This is a genomic window from Streptomyces fructofermentans (assembly GCF_014651055.1).
In the GTDB taxonomy this organism is placed as follows: domain Bacteria; phylum Actinomycetota; class Actinomycetes; order Streptomycetales; family Streptomycetaceae; genus Streptomyces; species Streptomyces fructofermentans.
Genome location: NZ_BMWD01000029.1, coordinates 58,170 through 80,497, shown reverse-complemented (window position 1 = coordinate 80,497; position 22,328 = coordinate 58,170). Strand labels below are relative to the sequence as shown.

The following is a 22,328-nucleotide window of genomic DNA, read 5'->3' as shown; positions in this document are numbered from 1 at the left end:
GGCGGGGCGGGTGCGGCGTGGGTGACCACCTTAACGAGGAGGTCGTCGTGGGCGCCGCGGGTCGTCCGCCGCCCGGGGTGCGGGGTTGCCGTCGTCCCCGCGGGGACCCGACCGCCGGGCTCGCGCCGGGCCCCCGCCGGGCTCGCGCCGGAACCTCGCCGTGTCCCGTCCATGCCAGTGGTGTGGACCAATATTGGTCGCCGCCGCAGGGCCCGAAGTGCTGGCAGATCCCTTGATCGGGATCCATAGTTGGCCCACACCCGTGCAAGGGCCAGCCCGCTCCGGACACCTGGGGGTCACCCGTCCATGACCAGAATCGAACAGCCGTCCCGTAGAACAGTCCTGGCCGCGGCGGTGGCCGCGGCCGCGGCGGGCGCCGCGAGCCCGGCGGCCGCCGCCACCGGCCGGGTCGCGCCCGACCGTGCCGATGCCCCGTCGAAAGCGCCCGCCGCACTCGTGGAGAACCGTTCCTGGACCTCGCACGCCGACTGGCGCTCCGGCACCGCTGAAGGCACCCGCGCCGTCCCGGGCGCGCGCCCCGGTCTGGTGATCGCGAAGCCCGCGGGACGCGTCGACTACACCGACCCGCACACGGGCACCACCGCGGCCTGGGAGTACGCGCGCTGGACCTCGCCCGTCCACCGCTCGGCCGTGCCCGCCACCGAGGTCATCGCCTCCTGGAACGCGCGGACACCCGCGGGCACCTGGCTCCAGGTCGAGCTGACCGGCACCTACTCCGACGGCACGGCCGCGCCCTGGTACGTGATGGGCCGCTGGGCGTCCGGCGACCAGGACATCAAGCGCACCTCGGTGGACGACCAGAGCGACGGCCGGAGCACCGTCTGGACGGACACCTTCTCCATCGACGACGCGTCCACCGGCCTCCGGCTGGTCTCGTACCGGCTGCGGCTGACGCTGTACCGCAAGCCCGGCACGAAGGGCACGCCGACCGTGTGGCGGCTCGGCGCCATGGCCTCCGACGTCCCGGACCGCTTCACGGTGCCCGCCTCGACGCCCGGCAGGGCCGGGGAGCTGGCCGTGCCGCGCTACTCGCAGGAGGTCCACGCGGGCCAGTACCCCGAGTACGACAACGGCGGAGAGGCCTGGTGCAGCCCGACCTCCTCCCAGATGATCATCGAGTACTGGGGGCGCAGGCCCACCGCGGAGGACCTGGCGTGGATCGCGCCGGAGTACGCCGACCCGCAGGTGTGCCACGCGGCCCGGTTCACCTACGACCACCAGTACCGCGGCTGCGGGAACTGGCCCTTCAACGCCGCGTACGCCTCGACGTACAAGGACCTCCAGGGCGTTGTGACGCGGCTCGGTTCGCTCACCGACCTGGAGACGCTGATCGCGGCCGGCATCCCGGCCATAACGTCGCAGTCCTTCCTCAAGACGGAGCTGACAGGCGCGGGGTACGGCACCTCGGGGCACCTGATGACGGTGATCGGCTTCACCGCCGACGGCGACGTGATCGCCAACGACCCGGCCTCGCCCGACAACGCCGCGGTGCGGCACGTCTACAAGCGGCGCGAATTCGAGGAAATCTGGCTCCGCACCAAGCGGTACAACGCCTCCGGCAAGGTCGTCTCCGGCACGGGGGGAGTCTGCTACCTCTACTTCCCGGCGAAGCCCTCCGCGGCGCAGAAGCGCGCGCTGCGCGCGGTCGGCGTGCGCTGACGCGTACCGACGAGTCCCCACCGGACCCCCGGGCGCCGCCCGGGGGTCCGGTGCTGTGAGCAACGTCTCCGCCGCGCGGGGCCGGGGCGGTGGCAGGCTGGACGGCGGTGGGGGAGTCCACCGCACGCCAAGACCAGCGAGATGCCATGACTGCGACCTCAGTGCCCGCGACCTCCGCGTCCGCCGGCTCCGCGCCCGACGCCCGGACCCGCACCGGAGGGCCTCTGGACGACGGGCCCGGCCTCGTCGAGCACATCGCGGGCTGGGTGCTCGTCGTCGTGGTCGCGATGCTCGTGACGCGGCTCGGCCTGGTCTGACGCGACCCCGGCCGGCGCCGCAGGGCGCCGCCGTGGCCGGTCCGGGACCGGTAGTGCTCCTCGACGGCCGCGCAGGGCCCCGCGACCGCCGTCGAAGAGAGTCGAACAGGGCGGCGGCCCGGTTCTGCCATACTGCGGAAGTCCCGCTCGCGGTTGGAGACAGGTCCGGAATTGAATAACAGCCGACAGCCCGGGGTCGACCGTCCAGGGGCCCGCGGCACCGACCGCTCCCTGGCCCGCCGGGCCGAACTCATCGCCATCGGGCGGAAGTTGTTCGCCGACACGTCGTACGACGCCCTGTCGATGGACGACATCGCGAAGCAGGCGCAGGTCGCCAAGGGGCTGATCTACTACTACTTCAAGTCCAAGCGCGGCTACTACCTGGCGATCGTGCAGGACTCGGTCACCGATCTCGTCTCCCGGGCGGCCGGAGGCCTCGAACTGCCCCCCGATCAGCGCGTGCACCGCACCATCGAGGGCTATCTGCGCTACGCCGAGCACAACCAGGCCGCGTACCGGACGATCATCAGCGGGGGCGTCGGCTTCGACGCCGAGGTGCACGCCATCCGGGAGAGCGTGCGTGAGGCCATCGTCGAGACGATCGCGGAGGGCGCGTACGGCCGCCGCCGGGTCGCCCCGCTGCCCCGCATGGCGCTGCTCGGCTGGCTGTGCAGTGTCGAGGGGGCCACGCTCGACTGGATCGACCACCACGGACTGTCGCGCGACCTCATGCGCGAGTTGCTGGTGAAGACACTGGGCGGCACCATGCGGGCCGTCGAGGAGCTCGACGCGTCCTACCCCGCCCCGCAGCCCGCCCGCCGGGACGGTTGAGCCGGGGCGGAGCCCGATCCTCCGGGCCCCGCCCCGACTGCCCTGCGCGAGCGGCTAGTTGATCGCCCTGATCAGCTCACCGTTCGCGGTGTCGCCGCTCAACTCCCAGAAGAACGTGCCGCCCAGACCCTGCGCGTTCTTGTAGTTCATCTTCCCGGCGATGGTGGACGGGGTGTCGTAACTCCACCAGTTGTTGCCGCACTTGGCGTACGCGGTGCCGCCGACCGTGCCGGTCGCCGGGCACTTCGTCCTGAGCACCTTGTAGTCGTCGATGCCCTGCTCGTACGTGCCCGCCGCCGGGCCGGTGGCCGTGCCACCGGGTGCCGCCTGGGTGACGCCGGTCCAGCCGCGGCCGTAGAAGCCGATGCCGAGGAGCAGCTTCGAGGCCGGCACGCCCATGGCCTTGAGCTTGGAGATCGTCGCGGAGGTGTGGAAGCCCGCCTTCGGAATCCCCGTGTACGAGGTCAGGGGCGAGTGCGGGGCCGTGGGTCCGGTCGCGTCCCAGGCGCCGAAGAAGTCGTACGTCATCGGGTTGTACCAGTTGACGTACTGGGCGGCGCCCGCGTAGTCCGCCGCGTCGAGCTTGCCGCCCGCGGTGGCGTCCGCCGGGATCGCCGAGGTGACCAGCGCGGAACCGCCGAACTTCGCGCGCACCGCCGACATCAGGTTCTTGTACGCCGCCCGTCCGCTGGTGTCGCAGCTCAGGCCGCAGGAGTTCGGGTACTCCCAGTCGATGTCGATGCCGTCGAAGACGTCCGCCCACTTGCTGTTCTCGACGAGGTCGTAGCAGGACTGGGCGAAGGCGGCCGGGTTCCTCGCGGCCTCCGTGAAGCCGCCGGACCAGGTCCAGCCGCCGAAGGACCACAGGACCTTGAGGTTCGGGTGGAGCTTCTTCAGCTCGCGCAACTGGTTGAAGTTGCCGCGCAGCGGCTGGTCCCAGGTGTCCGCCACGCCGTCGACCGACTCGGCCGCGGTGTGGGTGCGCTCGGTCGCCGCGTAGGCGTCGCCCATGGCGCACTTGCCGCCGGTGACGTTGCCGAACGCGTAGTTGATGTGCGTCAGCTTGGCGGCGGAGCCGGACGTCCGGATGTTCTTGACCAGGTACTTCCGGTCGTAGGTGCCCCATTCGGTGAAGTAGCCGACGACCTTGGAGCCTGCCGCGGTGGGGGCGGCCTGCTGTGCGGCGGCGGCCGGGCGGGCCGTCGCGGGACTCTCGGCCGCCGCGGCGCCCGCGCCCGCGAGCAGACCCGCTCCGAGGGCGGCGCAACACGCGGCGGACAACACGGCTCGGAAGCGTGAACGGGAGCGGGGTCGGTGCGGTCTGAGCATCGGGACTCCTCGTGGGGGAGGGGTGCGTGGGGGCGATGGTGCCGTGACCTGCCGGCTCCTCTTGGCATGAACGCGTAGAGGCGCTGGGGGAACCCTAGGAGGACTAGACCAGTGCGTCAATGGTTCGGACCAATCGGGGGCCGCGCGCGATGTGTCGTAATGAACGGTCGTTAACAAGTGACGCACTGCTGCGGATCGGGCATACTCACAGCGCCACAGCCGCTGGTCAGCCGCTTCCGCGACCCGGAGGCGCACCATCGACTGCGTCATGAAAGACCCGGCGGACCCACCTCAACCCGGTGTGCGTCCGCCGCAGCGCCCGACAGGGAGGAGAGCGTCGCCATGCCCGACCGCGCCCCGCAGCCGGTGGACCGGCAACTGCCCACGGAGGAGGCCCGGGATCTGATCTCGCTCGTCCGCGACATCGCGCAGCGTGAGATCGCCCCGGCGGCGGCCGAGGAGGAGGACGCCGGAGTCTTCCCGCGAGACACGTTCGACCTGCTCTCCGAGTCGGGGCTGCTCGGCCTCCCCTACGACTCCGAGTACGGCGGCGGCGACCAGCCGTACGAGGTCTACCTCCAGGTCCTGGAGGAGCTCGCCGCGGCCCGCCTCACGGTCGGCCTCGGCGTCAGCGTGCACTCGCTGTCCTGTCACGCGCTCGCGAACTACGGCACCAAGGAGCAGCAGGTCGAGCATCTGCCCGCGATGCTCGGCGGCGGCCTGCTCGGCGCCTACTGCCTCTCCGAACCGGCCTCCGGTTCGGATGCCGCCTCCCTGAGCACGAAGGCGGTACGGGACGGCGACGACTGGGTGATCACCGGGACCAAGGCGTGGATCACCCACGGCGGGGTCGCCGACTTCTACACGGTGCTCGCGCGCACCGGCGGCGAGGGGCCGCGCGGCATCACGGCGTTCCTGGTGCCGGGCGACGCCGAGGGGCTGAGCGCGGCGGCGCCCGAGCGGAAGATGGGCATGAAGGGCTCGCCGACCGCCCAGGTCCACTTCGACGGTGTGCGGATCTCCGACGACCGGCGCGTCGGCGACGAGGGCCAGGGCTTCGCGATCGCCCTGTCGGCGCTGGACTCCGGGCGGCTCGGCATCGCGGCCTGCGCGATCGGCGTGGCCCAGGCGGCGCTCGACGAAGCGGTCGAGTACGCCGCCGGGCGCCGGCAGTTCGGAAGGCGGATCGCCGACTTCCAGGGCCTGCGCTTCATGCTGGCGGACATGGCGACCCAGATCGAGGCGGGCCGCGCGCTGTACCTCGCCGCCGCCAGGCTGCGCGACGCGGGTCGCCCGTTCGCCAAGCTGGCGGCCATGGCGAAACTGCACTGCACGGACGCCGCCATGAAGGTGACCACGGACGCCGTCCAGGTCCTCGGCGGCTACGGCTACACCGCCGACTTCCCGGCCGAGCGCTTCATGCGGGAGGCCAAGGTGCTGCAGATCGTGGAGGGCACCAACCAGATCCAGCGGATGGTCATCGCCCGTCACCTAGCGGGTCCCGAGTCGCGCTGAACTGCCCGTAGCCGTACATCGCCGAGGGTGCGGCCAGCCGGGCCCACTCCGGGTCGTGACGGCCCGGCAGGGTCCGGCCCCGGTCGGCCCAGGTGCGCATCAGGGCGCGGTAGATGGGGGGATCCGGGGACTGCTGGGGCGGGAGGGGCGTGTGGGCGCCCTGACCGCTCTGGCTGCCCTGACCGCCCGGTGACCTCTGCGGCTTCTGCGCCTCCGGGGCCCGCTGCGTTTCCGGAGGCACCTGGGCAACCGATTCTGCGGACGAGGGGAGCAGGATCCGGCGGCGCTGGCCGGTGCCCGTCCCGGTGTATGTGGGGGTCATACCGAGGCCAACGCCCACGGAGGCGTACAGGTCACCCGCGGCCGGATTCGCCCGTCAGTTCGCGACGGGCCCCTTCCAGGGACGGGCCCCTCCGAGTCGCCGGCGCCTTCGAGCCGCCGGTGCCGCCGAGGCGTCGGCCCATTCGGGCCCCGGTGCCGCCGAGTCGCCCGGCCCCTCCGGGCCCTCGGCGCCTCCGAGCCCCCGGTCGTTGCGTGGGGCTGGTGCCGTCCGTGAGCCGGCGCGTCCGAACCGCCGACGCATTACCGGAACCCACCCTTCCGGGCCCTCCGGCTTCCCCGGCTTCCCCGGCCCCTCGGGTCTCCGGGCTCCGGGCTCCGGCCTCCGGGCTTCCGGGCTCCGGGCCTCCGGCCTCCGGGCCTCCGGCCTCTACGAGGGCTCCAGGGCGTCGTCGGCTCCCGAGGAGCGCATTCCCCGGCCCCGCCGAGCGGCCCCCGGCCCCGCCGAGCGGCCCCCGGCCCCGCCCGCCCTCGGACCCCGCCCCCGCAACCCCGTCCACTCCCGCGCCCCGTCCACTCCCGCGCCCCGTCGCGGAGACCTCCGCACCCGTCGCGCGGACGCCCCCGCACCCTGGCCCCTTCCCGGCTTCTGACGTACCGTCAACTCCGCGCCGGGGGCCGTACCCCTCCGGGCGACGTCGTGTACCGCGCGCCCCGGGAGGCAGCCGATGCCGGACGACCGCCCCGTACCTCTCGACGAGTACCCCGTGCACCAGGTGCCCCTCTCGATGAAGCACGTGGCGACGGGTGACCGCAACGCCTACGACCGGTGCATCTTCCACGTCCTCGACCATCGGGGCAGGGCCCTGCTCGTCCTCGGACTCGGCGTCTACCCGAACGTCGGTGTCGTCGACGCCTACGCCACACTCCGCACCGGCGACATGCTGCACGCCGTGCGCGCCAGCGACGCGCTCGGCGACGACACCTGGACGACGATGGCCGTCGGTCCGCTCCGCATCCGGGTCGAACGCCCGCTGAAGCGCTTCGTCCTGAGCTGCGAGGCCGATCCGGCGCACCCGGACGGGCTGTCGTACGAGATCACCTGGTCGGCGGAGTTCCCCGCCCTCTGGGAGCCGCACCACCTCCAGCGACGGGGCGCCCGCCTCACCCTTGAGGGCAGGCGGTTCGTGCAGGCGGGCCGCTGCGAGGGCCGGATCAGGGTCGCGGGCGAGGAGACGCGGGTGACCGCGGACGGCTGGACCGGTACCCGCGACCGGAGTTGGGGCACCCGCCCGCTGCCCGGCGAGGAGGGCGGCAGGCTCGCCGAGGAGCACCCCACCGAGGGCTTCCACTGGCTCTGGTGCCCCGTCCGCTTCGACGACCGCTTCCTGATGGTCGTCGTCCAGGAGGACGCGGACGGCCACCGGACCCTCAACGACGCGACCCTGGTGCGCGAGGGCGACCGCGACCGCCAACTCGGCTGGCCGCGGGCGGAGATCGCCTACCGCAGCGGCACCCGCACGCCGGAGCGCGCGGTCGTCCGGCTGGGCGACCACCGGGAGCCGCTCGAACTCGGCGCCGAGATCCTCACCTCCTCCCCGCTCGCCGTGGGCGCGGGCTACCCGCCCGCCGGCGACTGGCAGCACGGCACCTGGCGCGGGCGCGGCTGGACCGACCGGCGCTCCTACGACCTCACCGACCCGGCCGTGCTCGCCCCGGCCGCCTACGGAGTGACCGACCACGCGGCCCGCTTCACCTTCGACGGGCGGGTCGGGTACGGGATCTTCGAGCACGGCTCGTTCGGGCGGCACGACCCGAGCGGGTTCACCGGCTTCGACTCGGTCGCGCCCTGACGGGGGACCGCGGCTCCCGAGGGAGTGGGGACATGGCCACAGCACCGCGTCCGCGTACGACCACCCGTGATCCGGAGGAAGTCACCCGGCGCCTGACCGCCTGGCTGGCCGCACGGCTGCCCGGCGCCGAGGCGGTCGGCGTCCGGGTGCCCGAGTCCAACGGGATGTCCAGCGAGACACTGCTCTTCGACATCGACCACCCCGAACCACCCGTCCGCGCCTGCGCGTTGAGGCTGGCGGCGGATCCGGCGGCGTACACCGTATTCCCCGTCTACGACCTGCCGCGCCAGTACCGCGTACTGCGGCTGGTGGCGGAGCGCAGCGATGTGCCGGTGCCGCGCGTGCTGTGGCTGGAGGAGGACGCCGGGCCGCTCGGGGCGCCCTTCCTCGTCATGGAGCGCGTCGACGGCCGCGTACCGCCGGACGTCATGCCCTACACGTACGAGGGGAACTGGCTGCACGCGGCGGGAGACACCGAGCGCGAGCGGCTCGAGGCCGCCTCCGTCGGGCTGCTCGCCCGGCTGCACGACCAGGTCCCGGTGAGCGAGGCGGACTTCCTCGCGGCGCCGGGCGGGGGCAGCGCCCTGCGGCGGCACGTCGAGGCCCAAAGCGCCTACTACGCCTGGGTGGTCGACGGACTGCCGCGCTCACCCCTCGTCGAGGAGGCCTTCGACCGGCTCGACGCGCTCTGGCCCCGCGACGAGGGCGAGACGGTGCTGAGCTGGGGTGACGCCCGTATCGGCAACGTCATCTACGACGGCTTCACGCCCGCCGCCGTGCTCGACTGGGAGATGGCGGGACTCGCGCCCCGGGAGGTCGACCTCGGCTGGATGATCTACCTGCACCGCTTCTTCCAGGACCTCACGGTGGGGTTCGGGCAGCCCGGACTGCCCGGCTTCATGCGCCGCGACAACGTCGAGGCCCGCTACGCCCGGCTCACCGGACACGCGCCGCGGGACATGGACTTCCACATCCTCTACGCGGCCCTGCGGCACGCCGTGGTGATGCTGCGCGTGGCCTACCGGCAGGTGCACTTCGGTGAGGTCGCCGTACCGGCGGACCCGGACACCCTGATCCTGCACCACGCCAGTCTGCGGGCCATGGTGCAGGCCAGTTACGGGAATTGAGGTCGGACCGGGCCGGACCCGGGCCGGGTCGCTCAGGCGGCCTGGCGGCGCATCACCGGCACCTGCATGGGGCGCGAACCGGGGCCACCGACGTGCGAGAAGGGCTGCGTCCGCCAGTCGAGTCCCTGAGGGAGCGTCAGGAGCAGGGCGGTGTCCTGCTCCTGAACCTCCATCGACTCGTCGGCGGGCCGGGCGTCGGCCGCGGCGCGGCCCGTGCCGGCGCAGACCGTGAGGCCGAACGGATTCCACGGCGTCGCGCACAGCGCGTGCTCCGGCAGGGTCTCCTCGTCCGCCAGGAGCGCGATCGGCTGCGCGCAGTCCGGGCAGATCACCCGGTACATCTCGAAAGTGTCGTAGTCGTCGAGCTCTTCACCGTCCAGGGCGTCGGGTTCGACGCCCTCCGGCTCGGGCTCGAGGACGGGCTGCTGCCGCTTGGACGCGGCGCGACCAGGACGCTTCAGGTTCTGCATGGGCTACTCCCCCTCGGGTGGGCCGACAAGGCACTGCGACCTCGACCACAGCAAGCACTTCCCGTCCCGCATCTGCGGTAATCACGAGAACATCACGGAACCGACCGCCGCCATGTGGTGTTCGTCACATGCCGCCTGCAGGTGCCCGACCCGGCTGATTTGTCCCCCGGGCATGTCGGTGGCTGCTCCCGGGCACATCACAAACCGGGTATGACCTGCGCCGCAGAGTACCCGACGGGATCAAGTGCCCTGTAGGTTCTCCGCCATGGAGGAGCTGGACCGCCACATCGTGCAGCTGCTCGTCGAAGACGGGCGGATGAGTTACACCGACCTCGGGAAGGCCACGGGACTGTCCACGTCGGCCGTGCACCAGCGGGTGCGCCGGCTGGAGCAGCGCGGAGTGATCCGCGGATACGCCGCGGTCGTCGACCCGGAGGCCGTCGGGCTGCCGCTGACCGCCTTCATCTCGGTGAAACCCTTCGACCCCAGTGCCCCGGACGACATCGCCGAGCGGCTGGCGGGCGTACCGGAGATCGAGGCCTGCCACAGCGTCGCCGGCGACGAGAACTACATCCTGAAGGTCCGGGTCGCCACCCCGCACGAACTGGAGGAGCTGCTCGCCCGCGTGCGCTCCCTGGCGGGCGTCTCCACCCGCACGACGGTGGTCCTGTCGACGCCGTACGAGGCCCGCCCGGCGAAGATCTGAGCGCGGTTCCCCACCCCGGGGAACCGCGCCCCGCGCCCCCGGAGCGCCCCGCGCGCGGGACGGCGGTTCCGAGGGGCGAGACTGTTCCCATGAGTGAGAGCACCGCCACCCCCCGCACCGTGCTGCTGCGCGGCGGGGAGGTCCACAGCCCCGCCGACCCGTTCGCCACCGCGATGGTCGTGGAACGGGGACAGGTCGCCTGGGTCGGCTCGGAGGGCGCGGCCGACGCCTTCGCGCAGGGCGTCGACGAGGTGGTGGACCTCGAAGGAGCGCTCGTCACCCCGGCGTTCACCGACGCGCACGTCCACACCACGGCCACCGGGCTGGCCCTCACCGGCCTCGACCTCTCCACCGCCCGCAGCCTCGCCGAGGCGATGACCCGCGTACGCGACTTCGCGGCCGCCCACCCCCACGACCGGGTGCTCCTCGGCCACGGCTGGGACGCCTCCCGCTGGCCGGAGCGCAGGCCCCCGCGCCGGGACGAGCTGGACGAGGCCACCGGTGGCCGCCCGCTCTACCTCACCCGCATCGACGTCCACTCGGCGGTCGCCACCACCTCCATGCTCGACCTGGCGCCGGGCGTACGCCGGGCGGCCGGCTTCCAGGACGGCGAGCCGCTCGTCCGCGACGCCCATCACGCCGTACGCGCCGCGGCGTTCGCGGCCGTGACGCCGCAGCAGCGGGAGCAGGCCCAGCGCGCCGCGCTGCGCCACGCCGCCTCGCTCGGCATCGGGTCCGTCCACGAGTGCGCGGGCCCCGAGATCTCCTCGGAGGACGATTTCACCTCCCTGCTGCGGCTCGCCGCCGACGAGGCCGGGCCCCGGGTCGTCGGCTACTGGGCGGAGGCGGGCACCGAGGGGGTGGAACGGGCCCGCGCCCTCGGGGCCGCCGGGGCCGCAGGCGACCTCTTCGTGGACGGCGCCCTCGGCTCCCGGACGGCCTGCCTGCACCAGCCCTACCGGGACACGGCCGCCGCGGCCGACACCGCTGCCGGGGTCGCCGCCGGAGGCGCCGGGCACACCGGGACCGCCTACCTGGACCGCGATGCGGTCGCCGCCCATGTGGTGGCCTGTACCGAGGCGGGGCTCCAGGCGGGCTTCCACGCCATCGGGGACGCCGCCGTGGCGTCCGTGGTCGACGGGATGCGCGCCGCCGCCGAGAAGGTCGGAGCGGCCCGTGTGCGAGCCGCCAGGCACCGCGTCGAACACGCCGAGATGCTCACCCCTGGGACGATCGCAGGATTCGCCGAACTCGGCCTCACGGCCTCCGTGCAGCCCGCCTTCGACGCGCTGTGGGGCGGCGACGAGGGCATGTACGCGGAACGCCTGGGCGTCGAACGCGCCCGCACCCTCAATCCCTTCGCCGCGCTGCTGCGCGCCGGTGTGCCGCTGGCCTTCGGCTCCGACAGCCCGGTCACCCCGCTCGACCCCTGGGGCACCGTGCGCGCGGCGGCCTTCCACCGGACGGCCGAGCACCGCATCTCCGCGCGCGCCGCGTTCACGGCGCATACGCGGGGCGGCTGGCGGGCGGTCGGACGCGACGACGCGGGGGTCCTGGTACCGGGAGCCCCCGCCGACTACGCCGTGTGGCGCACCGAGGAACTCGTGGTCCAGGCGCCCGACGACCGGGTCGCCCGCTGGTCCACGGACCCCCGCTCCGGGACCCCCGGACTCCCCGACCTGACACCCGGCGCGCCCCTGCCCGTCTGCCTGCGCACCGTCGTGGACGGCCGGACCGTATTCGTACGGCCGGACGAGTGATGTACGGGACCGCCGGGTCGTCGATCATGGCCCGCCACCCGGTTGCGCGACCTGCGCGTCCTCGCCGCTGACCTGCGGTTTGTGGGTAAAGCCGCAGCTCACACGGCTGTTGACAGCGAGAGGCGGATGGCCGGTAGGTTCGGCCGGGTCCACCACCGGACGTCCGACCGGTGAACTTCCGCACAGCCGCCGAAGCGCAGTTGGGTCAGGGGTGGTGTGCCGCACCGGCGCACCACCACTGGGAGCCAGGCCCAGCGCCCGCGCCCACGGGGCGAGGGAACGTTCCGGCCGGATGGTGCGACCCGGGTGGGGCCCGGACGCTCAGTAGACAACGGCTCTCGGTCGACCCGCAGCCAGCGGGTCCCAGGTCGGCCCGAAGGGCGCCGGGCCCCGATCCGCAGATTCCCCCTCCTCCCGAGGCATTCGGGCCGGTGCCTCATCGGTGTGAGCTGCGGCGCTCGCTATGGTGGAGCCCCGTTGCGCGGATGTCTTAAGGGGAAGCTGTGAACGACGGCGGTGAACGACGGTTCGGCCCGCTCGGTACGACGCTGGTGATCATTCCGACCTACAACGAGTCGGAGAACATCAAGGCGATCGTCGGCCGGGTGCGTACGGCTGTGCCGGCGGCGCACGTCCTGATCGCCGACGACAACAGCCCCGACGGCACCGGCAAGCTGGCCGACGAGCTGACGGTCGACGACGACCAGGTGCACGTGCTGCACCGCAAGGGCAAGGAGGGCCTCGGCGCCGCCTACCTCGCGGGCTTCCGCTGGGGTCTCGAACGCGGTTACGGCGTCCTGGTCGAGATGGACGCCGACGGCTCGCACCAGCCCGAGGAACTGCCCCGGCTGCTCACCGCGCTCAAGGGCGCGGACCTCGTGCTCGGCTCCCGCTGGGTGCCCGGCGGGCGGGTGGTGAACTGGCCCAAGTCCCGTGAGTTCATCTCACGCGGCGGCAGCCTCTACTCCCGTGTACTGCTCGACGTGCCGATCCGCGACGTCACCGGGGGGTACCGGGCCTTCCGCCGCGAGACCCTCGAAAGCCTCGGCCTCGACGACGTCTCCTCGCAGGGCTACTGCTTCCAGGTCGACCTGGCCCGGCGGGCCGTCAAGGCCGGCCACCACGTCGTCGAGGTGCCCATCACGTTCGTCGAGCGGGAACTGGGCGACTCCAAGATGAGCCGGGACATCCTCGTCGAGGCGCTGTGGCGGGTCACCACGTGGGGCGTGGGGGAGCGGGCCGGACGCGTCCTCGGGCGTACCCGCAGGCACTGACGGGGCAGGGCGGGCGCCGCGCGGGTGTTCCACTGCGGTCGCCGGATCGCCGGGTCGCCGCGGCGTCGGTTTGCCGGGTCGCCGGGTCGTCGCGTGCGGCCTCGCCCGGCGCCCGAGGCGGTCCCCGGCGGCCCCCGGGGCGGTCACGGTCCACCGGACCCCGCGCGCGCCGGGACCGTACGCGGCCGGACACCGGCCCGCCGGTGGTCGGCGTCCGGCCGATCGCCCGTCGGCGGCGGGCTCGCCGCCGGGCCTGAACAAGCGCTTACGCCGTACTGAGCCGCGCCCAGGCACACTGGAGCCATGACGACTGGCGCTCCGACCCCGCCCTCCTCAGTCCGGCCCCGGCGCTCCCGGCCGCTCAGGTTCCTGCCGCTCGGCCTCGCCGTGTGGGTGGTGCTGGAGATCTGGGTGCTGATCGCTGTGGCGAGCGCGGTGGGCGGCCTCGCCGTCTTCCTGCTGCTGGTCGCCGGACTGGTTCTCGGCGGTGTGGTCATCAAGCGGGCCGGCCGCCGGGCCTTTCGCGCCCTGAGCGAGACCCTGCAACAGCAGCAGGGCGGAGTACCCCCGCAGCGCGGCGGCGCCGCCGAGGGCAACGGCCTGATGATGCTCGGCGGCCTGCTGCTGATGGTGCCAGGGCTGATCTCCGACGCGCTCGGACTGCTGCTGCTCGTCCCCCCGGTCCAGAAGGCCCTCGGCCGCTACGGTGAGCGCGCCTTCCGGCGCAAGCTGCGCAAGGCCGCGCCCGGCACCCTCGGGGACGCCTTCCAGCAGGCGCGCATGCACCGCCCCGACGGCAAGGTGGTCCAGGGCGAGGTCATCCGCGAGGACACCCCGCGGGGCCCCGACGGCACCCCGGGCCCGTACCCGCCGCTCAACCGCTGACCCGGGCCCCCGGTGGTTCCGCCGCCGGGGGTTTCCCCATGTCATCCGCGCGCGGCCGGTCCGGTCAGAGCCCCCGCGCCTGCACCGGGCTGCCGTCCCACCCGGACGGCCACGGACCCTCCGGGCCCCACCCCGTTCGCCGGCGTCGGCGGCAGTGGTGGCGAAGCCGGAAGCGTCCGGCCGGGCTCGGGGCGTCCGGCCTCCCGCGGGCGTGGAAGGCGTCCCCTTCCTCGGCTTCCTCGGCTTCCTCGGCTTCCTCGGGTCCGGACCCGAGGAACCCGCACCAGGACGCACAAAACCGCAGGCACCGTACCCGGAGGTACGGCACCCGCGGTCGCGTGCGTGCCTTGTATGCCGCTCAGGCCCCGGAGGGACTACGCGGACTTGCGGCTGTCCCGCGGATGTACCGCGATGTTCATGGCTCCGGAGCGAAGCACGGCCAAACGCTCTTCGAGGACCTCTTCGAGCTCCTCCCGCGTACGCCGCTCCATCAGCATGTCCCAATGCGTACGCGCGGGCTTGGCCTTCTTCTCTTCAGGGCCGTCGCCGTCCACCAGGAGTGCCTGGGCCCCGCAGACCTTGCACTCCCACTCCGGCGGGATCTCCGCCTCCACCGAGAAGGGCATCTCGAAACGATGGCCCTTCTCGCATGCGTACTCCACGGCCTGGCGCGGAGCCAGGTCGATGCCGCGGTCCGTCTCGTAGCTGGTCACCACGAGGCGCGTGCCGCGAAGAGCTCGCTCACTCATGAATCGTGCCTCCCGGGCTTGTCGCCCACAGGACAGGTGTCGCTGTCGTCGTCATCCGGTCAACGTCCGGTCGGCGGTAAAGATTCCCGTTCCGGGCTCATGCGTCGCCGTCGTAGCCGCCCTTGTTGTACCCACCTGCGCCCGGTTTGTCACATCTGCTGGCAGATGTGACCCACCGTTTCGGCATCTTTGACGCGCAGTAACGGTACGCCTGGCAGGCCAAACGCGTACACTACCGCCCTTTGGCGCTCGGCGCTAAATCCTCGCCGGAACCGGGTTGCCCGCGTCGCGCACCGCCCGGCGTACCGGGACCCGCGCCAGCAGCACGAATCCCAGCGCGAAGAAGGCCACGAGCGAGATGATCGCGTCCCGGTAGCTTCCCGTCAGCTGGTACGTCAGACCGAACAGCAGCGGGCCGAGCCAGCTCATTCCGCGGTCGCTCATCTCGTACGCCGAGAAGTACTCGGCCTCCTTGCCGGGCGGCACCAGGTGGGAGAACAGGGACCGGGACAGGGCCTGGCTGCCGCCGAGCACCAGGCCGATCCCCGCGGCGAGCACGAAGAACCAGGCGGGTGCGCCCGCGGGCAGGAAGTAGCCCGCGCCCAGGATGAGGGTCCAGGCGACCAGCGAGCCCAGGATCGTGCGCTTCGCCCCGAAGCTCCGGGCGAGCCGGCCCATCCCCAGGGCGCCGGCCACGGCGAGCACCTGGACCAGGAGGACGGCGACGATCAGTGTCGACTGGCCGAGCCCCAGCTCCTCGGAGCCGTACACGGAGGCCTGTGAGATCACCGTCTGGATACCGTCGTTGTAGATCAGGTAGGCGAGCAGGAAGGCGAGTGTGAGCGGCTGCCGGCGCATGTCCCGCACGGTGGCGGCGAGCTGCCGCCAGCCGTGGACGGACGGGCCCGCGGCGGGCGCCGTGCGGCGGTCGCGCAGCCGGGCCAGCGGGATGAGCGTGAAGGCGCCCCACCAGACCCCGGCCGAGGCGAGGCAGATGCGCACCGCCGTCCCCTCCGAGACCCCGAAGGTGTCGTGGGCGCTGTAGAGGACCAGGTTCGCCAGCAGGACGAGCGCGCCCGAGGCGTAGCCGAAGGCCCAGCCCCGTGAGGAGACGGCGTCGCGCTCCTCCGGCGGGGCGATCTGCGGAAGATAGGAGTTGTAGAGCGCCATGGAGACGGCCAGCGACGCGTTCGCCACGACGAGCAGCAACCCGCCGAGCAGATAGCGGTCGCCGTCGAGGAAGAACATGGCGGCCGTGGCCGCCGCGCCCAGGTAGGCGGCCGCCGCGAGGAGGGGCTTCTTGCGGCCGGTGCGGTCGGCGGCGGCACCCGCGAGCGGCATCACGACGATCGCCACGATCACGGACGCGGACACGGCGTACGCGAAGAAGGAGCCGGCGCGCAGCGGCACGCCCAGCGGATGCACGAACCCGTCCGCGTCCGCCGCCGCCTTGGCGACCGACGTCAGATAGGGGCCGAGGAACACAGTGAGCACGCTCGTCGAGTAGACGGAGCAGGCCCAGTCGTAGAAGTACCAGCCGCGCTGTTCGCGGCGCCGTTCGGCGATGTCGTCCGCCGGCCGTTCCCGCACGGTGTCGGTGCCCACCCGTGCCCTCGCTTCCCCGTCGCCGTCCCCTTGCACGGACGCCGCGCGGTGCGCCCGGGTCGTCAGACCCAGGTGCCGCGGTCCTCCAGGACCCCGCGCAGCGTCTCGATGTGATCGGTCATGATGCCATCGACCCCCAGGTCCAGGAGCCGGTGCATCCGCTCCGGGTCGTTCACGGTCCACACGTGGACCTGGAGTCCGAGCGCGTGCGCGGTGCGCACGAAGCGGCGGTCGACCACCGGGACGCCCGAGTGGGCCTCGGGCACCTGCGCGCACACCGCCGACCGGCGCACCGGGGCGGGCAGGCCCCACGAGCGCAGCCGCAGCCCCAGCACGCCGCGGACGCCGTACGAGGTGGCGAGGCGCGGACCGGCCAGGCGCTGAGCGCGGGCCACGCGCGCCTCGGAGAACGAGCCGACGCAGACACGGTCCCAGGAGTCCGTGCGGCGGATCAGGTCCAGCAGCGGTTCCAGCGCGGGCCCGGCCTTGACGTCGACGTTCCAGCGGACCTCGGGGAAGGTCTCCAGGAGTTCCTCGAACAGGGGCACCGGTTCGGCGCCCGCCACGCGCGCCTGCCGCACGTCCTCCCAGGGGAGGTCGGCTATCCGGCCGGCCCCGTCGGTCACCCGGTCCAGCGTCTCGTCGTGGAAGGCGACGAGACCGCCGTCCGCCGTGGCGTGCACGTCGGTCTCCATGTACCGGTAGCCGGCCTCGACCGCCCGCCGGAACTGGGCCGTGGTGTTCTCCAGGCCGTCCGCCGACCCGCCCCGGTGGGCGAAGGCGATGGGGCCGGGGCGGTCGAGGTAGGGATGGCGCGCGCGGGTGGTCACCCGCGCAGTATGACCCGCCCGGGTGACCCTGCGGCAACGCCCGTGCCGCTCCCCGGTGATGCCGGGGGAACGGCGAAGACCCGCAGGAAGAGCTGGGCGAGGGGGCCGATGGCCAGCGCGTACAGGACCGTGCCCGCGCCGACCGTGCCGCCGAGCGCGAAGCCCGTGGCCACGACGGTGACTTCGAGCGAGGTGCGCACGAGGCGGATCGAGCGCCCGGTGCGCCGGTGCAGCCCGGTCATCAGGCCGTCGCGCGGGCCGGGACCGAAGCGGGCCGCGATGTAGAGGCCCGTCGCCACGCCGTTGAGCAGGATGCCCGCCACCAGCAGGGGGACGCGGACGGCGAGCGCGTGCGCGCCGGGGACCAGCGCGAGCGTGCCGTCCATCGCGAGGCCGACGACGAAGACGTTGGAGACCGTGCCGAGGCCGGGGCGCTGCCGCATCGGGATCCACAGGAGCAGGACCGCCGCGCCCACGACGATCGACACCACGCCGATCGTGAGCCCCGTCAGCTCGGCGAGGCCCTGGTGCAGGACGCCCCACGGCTCCAGGCCGAGCCCCGCCTCGACGAGGAGCGCCGAGCTGACGCCGTACAGGGCCAGCCCCGCGTAGAGCTGGAACAGGCGGCGCGTGAGATGGCGCCCGGGGCGCGACACGCGCAGCGGAGGCGGCGCAGGTGTCGTGCCTGTCGTGCCTGTCGTGCCTGTCGTGCCTGTCGTGCGTGACGGACCCGGTGGACCCGGTGGACCCGGTGGAACGGACAAGGAGTGCCCCCTTGTGGCGATGGTGGACCGGTCCATGACACTCTGTGGCTTGAGAAGAAGCCTCTTCCATGGCCAATTCGGGGAAGGTGGACTGGAAATCATGGCGCAGTGGACCTCGGCGGTGGGAGCCGCCCAGCTCGCCCGGCTGCTCAACTCCCAGCAGGAGCGCCCGGCGGGGCCCGGCACACGCCGTCCGCCGGCCTACCGGGCACTGGCCGACGGCATCCGCCTGCTGGTCCTGGAGGGCCGGGTGCCCGTCGCGGCCCGCCTGCCCGCCGAGCGGGAACTCGCCCTGTCGCTCTCCGTCAGCCGCACCACCGTGGCCGCGGCCTACGAGGCGCTGCGCGCGGAGGGCTTCCTGGAGTCGCGCAGGGGGGCGGGCAGCTGGACCGCCGTCCCGGCCGGGAACCCGCTGCCCGCGCGCGGCCTGGAACCGCTGCCGCCCGAGGCGCTGGGCTCCATGATCGACCTCGGCTGCGCGGCGCTGCCCGCGCCCGAGCCGTGGCTCACGCGGGCGGTCAAGGGCGCCCTGGAGGAGCTTCCGCCGTACGCCCACACGCACGGCGACTATCCGGCGGGGCTGCCCGCGCTGCGCGAGATGCTCGCCGAGCGGTACACCGCCCGGGGCATCCCGACGATGCCGGAGCAGATCATGGTGACCACGGGAGCCATGGGGGCCATCGACGCGATCTGCCATCTCTTCGCGGGGCGCGGAGAGCGCATCGCCGTCGAGTCGCCCTCGTACGCCAACATCCTCCAGCTCATGCGGGAGGCCGGGGCCCGGCTGGTGCCCGTGGCCATGGCCGAGGGGCTGAAGGGCTGGGACGTGGACCGCTGGCGGCAGGTGCTGCGCGACGCGGCGCCCCGGCTCGCGTACGTCGTGGCGGACTTCCACAATCCGACGGGCGCGCTCGCCGACGAGGACCAGCGGCGTCAGCTCGTCGACGCGGCACGATCCGCGGGCACGGTGCTGGTCGTGGACGAGACCATGAGCGAACTGCATCTCGACGAGGGGCCCGAGCTGCCCCGCCCGGTCTGCGCCTTCGACCCGGCGGGGTCGACGGTCGTCACGGTCGGCTCGGCGAGCAAGGCGTTCTGGGCCGGCATGCGGATCGGCTGGGTCCGGGCCGCGCCCGACGTCATCCGCAGCCTGGTCGCGGCGCGCGCCTACGCCGACCTCGGCACCCCCGTCCTGGAGCAGCTCGCCGTGAACTGGCTGCTCAGCACGGGCGGCTGGGAGCAGGCCGTGGAGGTGCGGCGCAACCAGGCCAGGGACAACAGGGACGCCCTCGTCACGGCGGTGCGCAGGGAGTTGCCCGGCTGGGAGTTCGAGGTGCCGCGCGGCGGGCTGACGCTGTGGGTGCGCACGGGCGGCCTGTCGGGCTCGCGGCTCGCGGAGGCGGGCGAGCGGGTGGGTGTGCGGGTGCCCTCGGGGCCCCGCTTCGGTGTCGACGGGGCCTTCGAGGGCTATGTGCGGCTGCCGTTCACGGTCGGCGGCGCGCTGGCCGACGAGGCCGCCGCGCGGCTGGCGGCGGCGGCCCGGCTGGTGGAGACGGGAGCGAGCGGGGGGACGGAGGCGCCGCGCACGTTCGTGGCGTGACGCCTCCCGCTCAGCCCTCGGCGGTGACGGCCACGGGTGCCGCGACGGGCCCGCCGCTCGCCATGCCGGAGGCGGCCCCGTCACCGGGGTCCGGCACCGGCTCGGCAGCCGGTGCCGCGTCCGTGGGTGCCGTGTGCGGGGGCAGCAGCGAGAGCACCGCCTGGCGGTGGGTCTCGCTGGTGGCCTCGTCGTACGGGTCCGGGGTGGCCGGCACCTGGAGGCGGTGGACCGGACCCGAGCCCAGCCGCGCGTATCCGCGGCCCGGGGGCACGTCGGGCGCCGGGGTCGTGCGCGGGGGCGACCCGAGCACCGCTTCGAGGCGGTCCGTCGAGGCGGGACCGAGGACGACACGCGCGCGGGTGTGGTCGCGGACCGCGTCGCTGAGCGAGTCGAGCGCGTCGAACTGCTCGGCCACCACCACGGTCACCCCGGCGGCGCGGCCGTGGCGCAGCGGCACCTGCAGCAGGGACTGCGGGTCCACGCGCCCCTCGGCCGCGGACAGGTGTCCGAGCACGGTCGGGCGGTCGAGGACGATCCAGAGGGGACGCCTGGTGTCCTCGGGCGGGGCGTGGCCCGCCTGGCGTGCCCGGTTCGCGGCGATGAGCCGGCGCTCGGTCTCGTTCGCCGCCCATTCCAGGCCGGCCAGCGCGCCCGCCGGCCCGCACTCCACGGCCAGGACCCCGTCGCGCCCGCCGAGGCACGCGAACTCGCCGGTGCCGCCGCCCTCGACGATCAGGACGTCGCCGTGCTGGAGGGCCTGGAGCACCACCGAGCGCAGCAGGGTGGTGGTGCCGCTGCCGGGATCGCCGACCACGAGGAGGTGCGGCTCGGTCGAGCGCGTACCGGTGCGCCAGACGACCGGAGGGACGTCGCGCCGCTCCTCGCCGAAGGTCAGCGGGAGAGTGCGCGGCACACCGGCGGGGTCGGTGAGGCCGAGGACGATCTCGCCCGGAGCCGTGACGAACCGCTGGGCCGCCACGTCGGTCGGGAGCGGTGGGAGGACGGTGACCGTGAGCAGGTTGCCCTCCTCGTCCCATTCGAAGCGGTACTCGCGCCCGCGGCCCGACTTGGCGTGCAGCAGTTGCTCGATGCGGGCGCGGGCGTCGGGCTCCCCGTCGGTGAAATAGGCGGGGTAGTGGATCGAGAGGTGGCAGACGCGCCCGCTGTCGTCGAACTCGTACGAGGGGAAGGCCTTCTCCCACTCTCCGCCGTGGGCGTAGAGCGGCGCGGGGTCCTCGGGGACCGAGAAGTAGGGGACGAGCGCCTCGTAGAGCGACTCCAGACGCTTGGTCTGCGCCTCGTCGGGGCCCGCCGGAGCGGGCGGGGTGCGGTCCCGGCCGTGCCACGCGGCCGCCGACATCAGGGTGATGACGGCGAGCAGCGGCCCGTACGGGACGAGGGCCACGACCAGTACGACCGAGGCCACCAGGAACAGCAGTGGACCACGCCGGTCCTTCGGCGTGTCCGCCCACTTGCGCCGTCCGGCGGCTGCCAGCCGGCGCAGTCCACGACTCATCGTGATCAGCGGGTGGAGGACGTCGGTGGCGCTGTCGGCGGCCGTCCTGGCCAGGTCCCGACCGCGGGCGATCTGCGCGCTGCCGGTACTCAGAATGCGGGGGAGAGGACGCCGGGCCACTGCTGTCTCCTGGAGGTGCGTGCGAACGGGGTGAGGGTCAGAACTTGATCCCGCCGAGCAGGCTGGCGAGGCTCGCGCCGCCCGCCTGGATGCTCGGGGCGATGGCCGTGCCCGCGAGGTAGAACCCGAAGAGGGCGCAGACCATCGCGTGGGAGGCCTTGAGGCCGTCCTTGCGGAAGAAGAGGAAGACGATGATGCCGAGCAGCACTACGCCGGAGATGGACAGGATCATGTGAGTTCTCCTGGTTGAGGGGGACAGTCACCATGAGTACTTCCAGGCTCACAGGATGTATCCATACGATAAAAGGTGCAACTGAGTGAATTTCTCCATATTTCACTCCGGTGGTCCCGTCCGGCGAGGTCGTCCGGGCCGCCGCTCGACGGGCGTGCCGGGCTCGTGCTGATCCTTGCCTCGGGCGGGCCCCGTCATGTGCCCGCCGAGCCAGTACGCTGGCGATTCACTCGTACGGCCGCGCATCGGCGGCCGTGCCCGCCCGCGGTCCCCCGTCCGTGCAGTCGAGAGAAGGTGCAGCCGATGAGTGAAGTCCCCGACCCCGAGGTCGTGGAGCTGGCCACCAAGATCTTCGATCTGGCCCGCAAGGGACGGACGGAGGAGCTCGTGGCCTATGTAGAGGCCGGTGTTCCGGCCAATCTGACCAACGACCGGGGCGACTCGCTCCTGATGCTGGCCGCGTACCACGGCCACGCCGACGCGGTCCGCGCCCTGCTGGAGCGCGGCGCCGAGGCCGACCGGATCAACGACCGGGGCCAGACGCCGCTCGCCGGAGCGGTCTTCAAGGGCGAGGACGCCGTCATCCGGGCGCTCCTGGACGCCGGCGCCGACCCCGCCGCGGGCACGCCGTCCGCCGTCGACACCGCCCGTATGTTCGAAAAGGCCGACCTGCTCGAACTGTTCGGCGTGCACTGAACAAGGCCGCCTGACCAGGCGGAACGGCAATTTTGGGGGAGGCGGTACGGGGCCGCCGGAAATGCGGTCGCGGCAGCGAGAACCGCTGGGTCATCATGACGTCGTGATTCACGGACGCGATGGCTGGGCAGGTGTTGCCGCACCGCGCGGGCCGTGACGCGGCCCGCACGGGCCACCGACGAGAGGCAGA

General features: G+C 73.2%; 21 protein-coding genes. 12 read left to right on the top strand and 9 right to left on the bottom strand.

All coding sequences use genetic code 11. The features are described from left to right. Positions 1-306 precede the first annotated feature (306 nt). The 3 genes from IE265_RS31315 (at position 307) to IE265_RS31305 (ending at position 2,828) form a co-directional block, all read left to right on the top strand. Entirely contained in the window at positions 307-1,680 is a 1,374-nt protein-coding gene (locus tag IE265_RS31315; RefSeq protein WP_190039123.1) for a C39 family peptidase, read from the top strand. A 146-nt stretch (positions 1,681-1,826) separates the two neighbouring features. Continuing rightward, complete coding sequence (locus IE265_RS31310; protein WP_190039122.1) at positions 1,827-1,997, top strand: SCO1431 family membrane protein; 171 nt, start codon at positions 1,827-1,829, stop codon at positions 1,995-1,997. Between the two features lie 171 nt (positions 1,998-2,168). Beyond that, positions 2,169-2,828 (top strand): TetR/AcrR family transcriptional regulator, encoded by a 660-nt coding sequence (locus IE265_RS31305; protein ID WP_190039121.1) that lies wholly within the window; start codon positions 2,169-2,171, stop codon positions 2,826-2,828. A gap of 54 nt (positions 2,829-2,882) precedes the next feature. On the opposite strand, the gene IE265_RS31300 is transcribed toward IE265_RS31305, so the two are convergent. After that, on the bottom strand, positions 2,883-4,157 hold the full coding sequence (locus IE265_RS31300) for a glycoside hydrolase family 18 protein (protein WP_190039120.1): 1,275 nt from the start codon (positions 4,155-4,157) through the stop codon (positions 2,883-2,885). A 342-nt stretch (positions 4,158-4,499) separates the two neighbouring features. Here IE265_RS31300 and IE265_RS31295 point away from each other — a divergent pair, with 342 nt between their 5' ends. Continuing rightward, on the top strand, positions 4,500-5,672 hold the full coding sequence (locus tag IE265_RS31295) for an acyl-CoA dehydrogenase family protein (protein ID WP_190039119.1): 1,173 nt from the start codon (positions 4,500-4,502) through the stop codon (positions 5,670-5,672). On the opposite strand, the gene IE265_RS31290 is transcribed toward IE265_RS31295, so the two are convergent. Then, entirely contained in the window at positions 5,635-5,994 is a 360-nt protein-coding gene (locus IE265_RS31290; RefSeq protein ID WP_190039155.1) for a hypothetical protein, read from the bottom strand. The genes IE265_RS31295 and IE265_RS31290 overlap by 38 nt on opposite strands. 685 nt (positions 5,995-6,679) lie before the next feature. On the opposite strand from IE265_RS31290, the gene IE265_RS31285 reads away from it, so the two are divergent. Beyond that, positions 6,680-7,804, top strand: coding sequence for an Rv3169 family protein (locus tag IE265_RS31285; protein ID WP_190039118.1), 1,125 nt, complete (start codon positions 6,680-6,682; stop codon positions 7,802-7,804). Between the two features lie 32 nt (positions 7,805-7,836). After that, positions 7,837-8,931 (top strand): phosphotransferase family protein, encoded by a 1,095-nt coding sequence (locus IE265_RS31280; protein ID WP_190039117.1) that lies wholly within the window; start codon positions 7,837-7,839, stop codon positions 8,929-8,931. Between the two features lie 32 nt (positions 8,932-8,963). On the opposite strand, the gene IE265_RS31275 is transcribed toward IE265_RS31280, so the two are convergent. After that, positions 8,964-9,401: a hypothetical protein gene (locus tag IE265_RS31275; RefSeq protein ID WP_190039116.1), complete on the bottom strand. Its 438-nt coding sequence runs from the start codon at positions 9,399-9,401 to the stop codon at positions 8,964-8,966. Between the two features lie 265 nt (positions 9,402-9,666). On the opposite strand from IE265_RS31275, the gene IE265_RS31270 reads away from it, so the two are divergent. From IE265_RS31270 to fxsA, 4 genes are all read left to right on the top strand, one after another. Next, positions 9,667-10,107 (top strand): Lrp/AsnC family transcriptional regulator, encoded by a 441-nt coding sequence (locus IE265_RS31270; protein WP_190039115.1) that lies wholly within the window; start codon positions 9,667-9,669, stop codon positions 10,105-10,107. An 89-nt stretch (positions 10,108-10,196) separates the two neighbouring features. Continuing rightward, positions 10,197-11,867, top strand: a complete 1,671-nt coding sequence (locus tag IE265_RS31265; protein ID WP_190039114.1) for an amidohydrolase — start codon at positions 10,197-10,199, stop codon at positions 11,865-11,867. Positions 11,868-12,370: 503 nt separating this feature from the next. Beyond that, positions 12,371-13,141, top strand: coding sequence for a polyprenol monophosphomannose synthase (locus IE265_RS31260; protein ID WP_190039113.1), 771 nt, complete (start codon positions 12,371-12,373; stop codon positions 13,139-13,141). Between the two features lie 303 nt (positions 13,142-13,444). Further along, entirely contained in the window at positions 13,445-14,026 is a 582-nt protein-coding gene (gene fxsA, locus IE265_RS31255; protein ID WP_190039112.1) for an FxsA family membrane protein, read from the top strand. Positions 14,027-14,400: 374 nt separating this feature from the next. Here fxsA and IE265_RS31250 read toward each other — a convergent pair whose 3' ends face one another. From IE265_RS31250 to yczE, 4 genes are all read right to left on the bottom strand, one after another. Then, positions 14,401-14,775, bottom strand: a complete 375-nt coding sequence (locus tag IE265_RS31250; protein ID WP_003977404.1) for an RNA polymerase-binding protein RbpA — start codon at positions 14,773-14,775, stop codon at positions 14,401-14,403. Positions 14,776-15,030: 255 nt separating this feature from the next. Further along, positions 15,031-16,380 carry an MFS transporter gene (locus tag IE265_RS31245; RefSeq protein ID WP_190039111.1) on the bottom strand — a complete coding sequence of 450 codons (1,350 nt, stop codon included), beginning with the start codon at positions 16,378-16,380 and terminating at the stop codon, positions 15,031-15,033. Between the two features lie 62 nt (positions 16,381-16,442). Beyond that, the gene (locus IE265_RS31240; RefSeq protein ID WP_190039110.1) at positions 16,443-17,210 is read right to left on the bottom strand and encodes a glycerophosphodiester phosphodiesterase family protein; all 768 of its coding nucleotides are present in this window, start codon (positions 17,208-17,210) and stop codon (positions 16,443-16,445) included. Beyond that, the gene (gene yczE / locus IE265_RS31235) at positions 17,207-17,866 is read right to left on the bottom strand and encodes a membrane protein YczE (RefSeq protein ID WP_190039109.1); all 660 of its coding nucleotides are present in this window, start codon (positions 17,864-17,866) and stop codon (positions 17,207-17,209) included. The genes IE265_RS31240 and yczE overlap by 4 nt, the downstream gene beginning before the upstream one ends. 208 nt (positions 17,867-18,074) lie before the next feature. Here yczE and IE265_RS31230 point away from each other — a divergent pair, with 208 nt between their 5' ends. Continuing rightward, a complete protein-coding gene (locus IE265_RS31230; RefSeq protein WP_190039108.1) occupies positions 18,075-19,574 on the top strand; it encodes an SCO1417 family PLP biosynthesis transcription factor in 1,500 nt (499 codons plus the stop codon). A 10-nt stretch (positions 19,575-19,584) separates the two neighbouring features. On the opposite strand, the gene IE265_RS31225 is transcribed toward IE265_RS31230, so the two are convergent. Then, positions 19,585-21,210: a P-loop NTPase family protein gene (locus IE265_RS31225; protein WP_190039107.1), complete on the bottom strand. Its 1,626-nt coding sequence runs from the start codon at positions 21,208-21,210 to the stop codon at positions 19,585-19,587. A gap of 37 nt (positions 21,211-21,247) precedes the next feature. After that, positions 21,248-21,442: a hypothetical protein gene (locus tag IE265_RS31220; protein WP_190039106.1), complete on the bottom strand. Its 195-nt coding sequence runs from the start codon at positions 21,440-21,442 to the stop codon at positions 21,248-21,250. 303 nt (positions 21,443-21,745) lie between these two features. Here IE265_RS31220 and IE265_RS31215 point away from each other — a divergent pair, with 303 nt between their 5' ends. Continuing rightward, positions 21,746-22,138: an ankyrin repeat domain-containing protein gene (locus IE265_RS31215; RefSeq protein ID WP_190039105.1), complete on the top strand. Its 393-nt coding sequence runs from the start codon at positions 21,746-21,748 to the stop codon at positions 22,136-22,138. The last annotated feature ends 190 nt before the right edge of the window (positions 22,139-22,328 follow it).

Coding starts and splice junctions, on each gene's coding strand:
- IE265_RS31250 (WP_003977404.1), bottom strand. CDS start 14,775: ATGAGTGAGCGAGCTCTTCGCGGCACGCGCCTCGTGGTGACCAGCTAC.
- IE265_RS31310 (WP_190039122.1), top strand. CDS start 1,827: ATGACTGCGACCTCAGTGCCCGCGACCTCCGCGTCCGCCGGCTCCGCG.
- IE265_RS31285 (WP_190039118.1), top strand. CDS start 6,680: ATGCCGGACGACCGCCCCGTACCTCTCGACGAGTACCCCGTGCACCAG.
- IE265_RS31300 (WP_190039120.1), bottom strand. CDS start 4,157: ATGCTCAGACCGCACCGACCCCGCTCCCGTTCACGCTTCCGAGCCGTG.
- IE265_RS31280 (WP_190039117.1), top strand. CDS start 7,837: ATGGCCACAGCACCGCGTCCGCGTACGACCACCCGTGATCCGGAGGAA.
- IE265_RS31290 (WP_190039155.1), bottom strand. CDS start 5,994: ATGACCCCCACATACACCGGGACGGGCACCGGCCAGCGCCGCCGGATC.
- IE265_RS31215 (WP_190039105.1), top strand. CDS start 21,746: ATGAGTGAAGTCCCCGACCCCGAGGTCGTGGAGCTGGCCACCAAGATC.
- IE265_RS31295 (WP_190039119.1), top strand. CDS start 4,500: ATGCCCGACCGCGCCCCGCAGCCGGTGGACCGGCAACTGCCCACGGAG.
- fxsA (WP_190039112.1), top strand. CDS start 13,445: ATGACGACTGGCGCTCCGACCCCGCCCTCCTCAGTCCGGCCCCGGCGC.
- IE265_RS31270 (WP_190039115.1), top strand. CDS start 9,667: ATGGAGGAGCTGGACCGCCACATCGTGCAGCTGCTCGTCGAAGACGGG.
- IE265_RS31220 (WP_190039106.1), bottom strand. CDS start 21,442: ATGATCCTGTCCATCTCCGGCGTAGTGCTGCTCGGCATCATCGTCTTC.
- IE265_RS31265 (WP_190039114.1), top strand. CDS start 10,197: ATGAGTGAGAGCACCGCCACCCCCCGCACCGTGCTGCTGCGCGGCGGG.
- IE265_RS31230 (WP_190039108.1), top strand. CDS start 18,075: ATGGCGCAGTGGACCTCGGCGGTGGGAGCCGCCCAGCTCGCCCGGCTG.
- IE265_RS31315 (WP_190039123.1), top strand. CDS start 307: ATGACCAGAATCGAACAGCCGTCCCGTAGAACAGTCCTGGCCGCGGCG.
- IE265_RS31275 (WP_190039116.1), bottom strand. CDS start 9,401: ATGCAGAACCTGAAGCGTCCTGGTCGCGCCGCGTCCAAGCGGCAGCAG.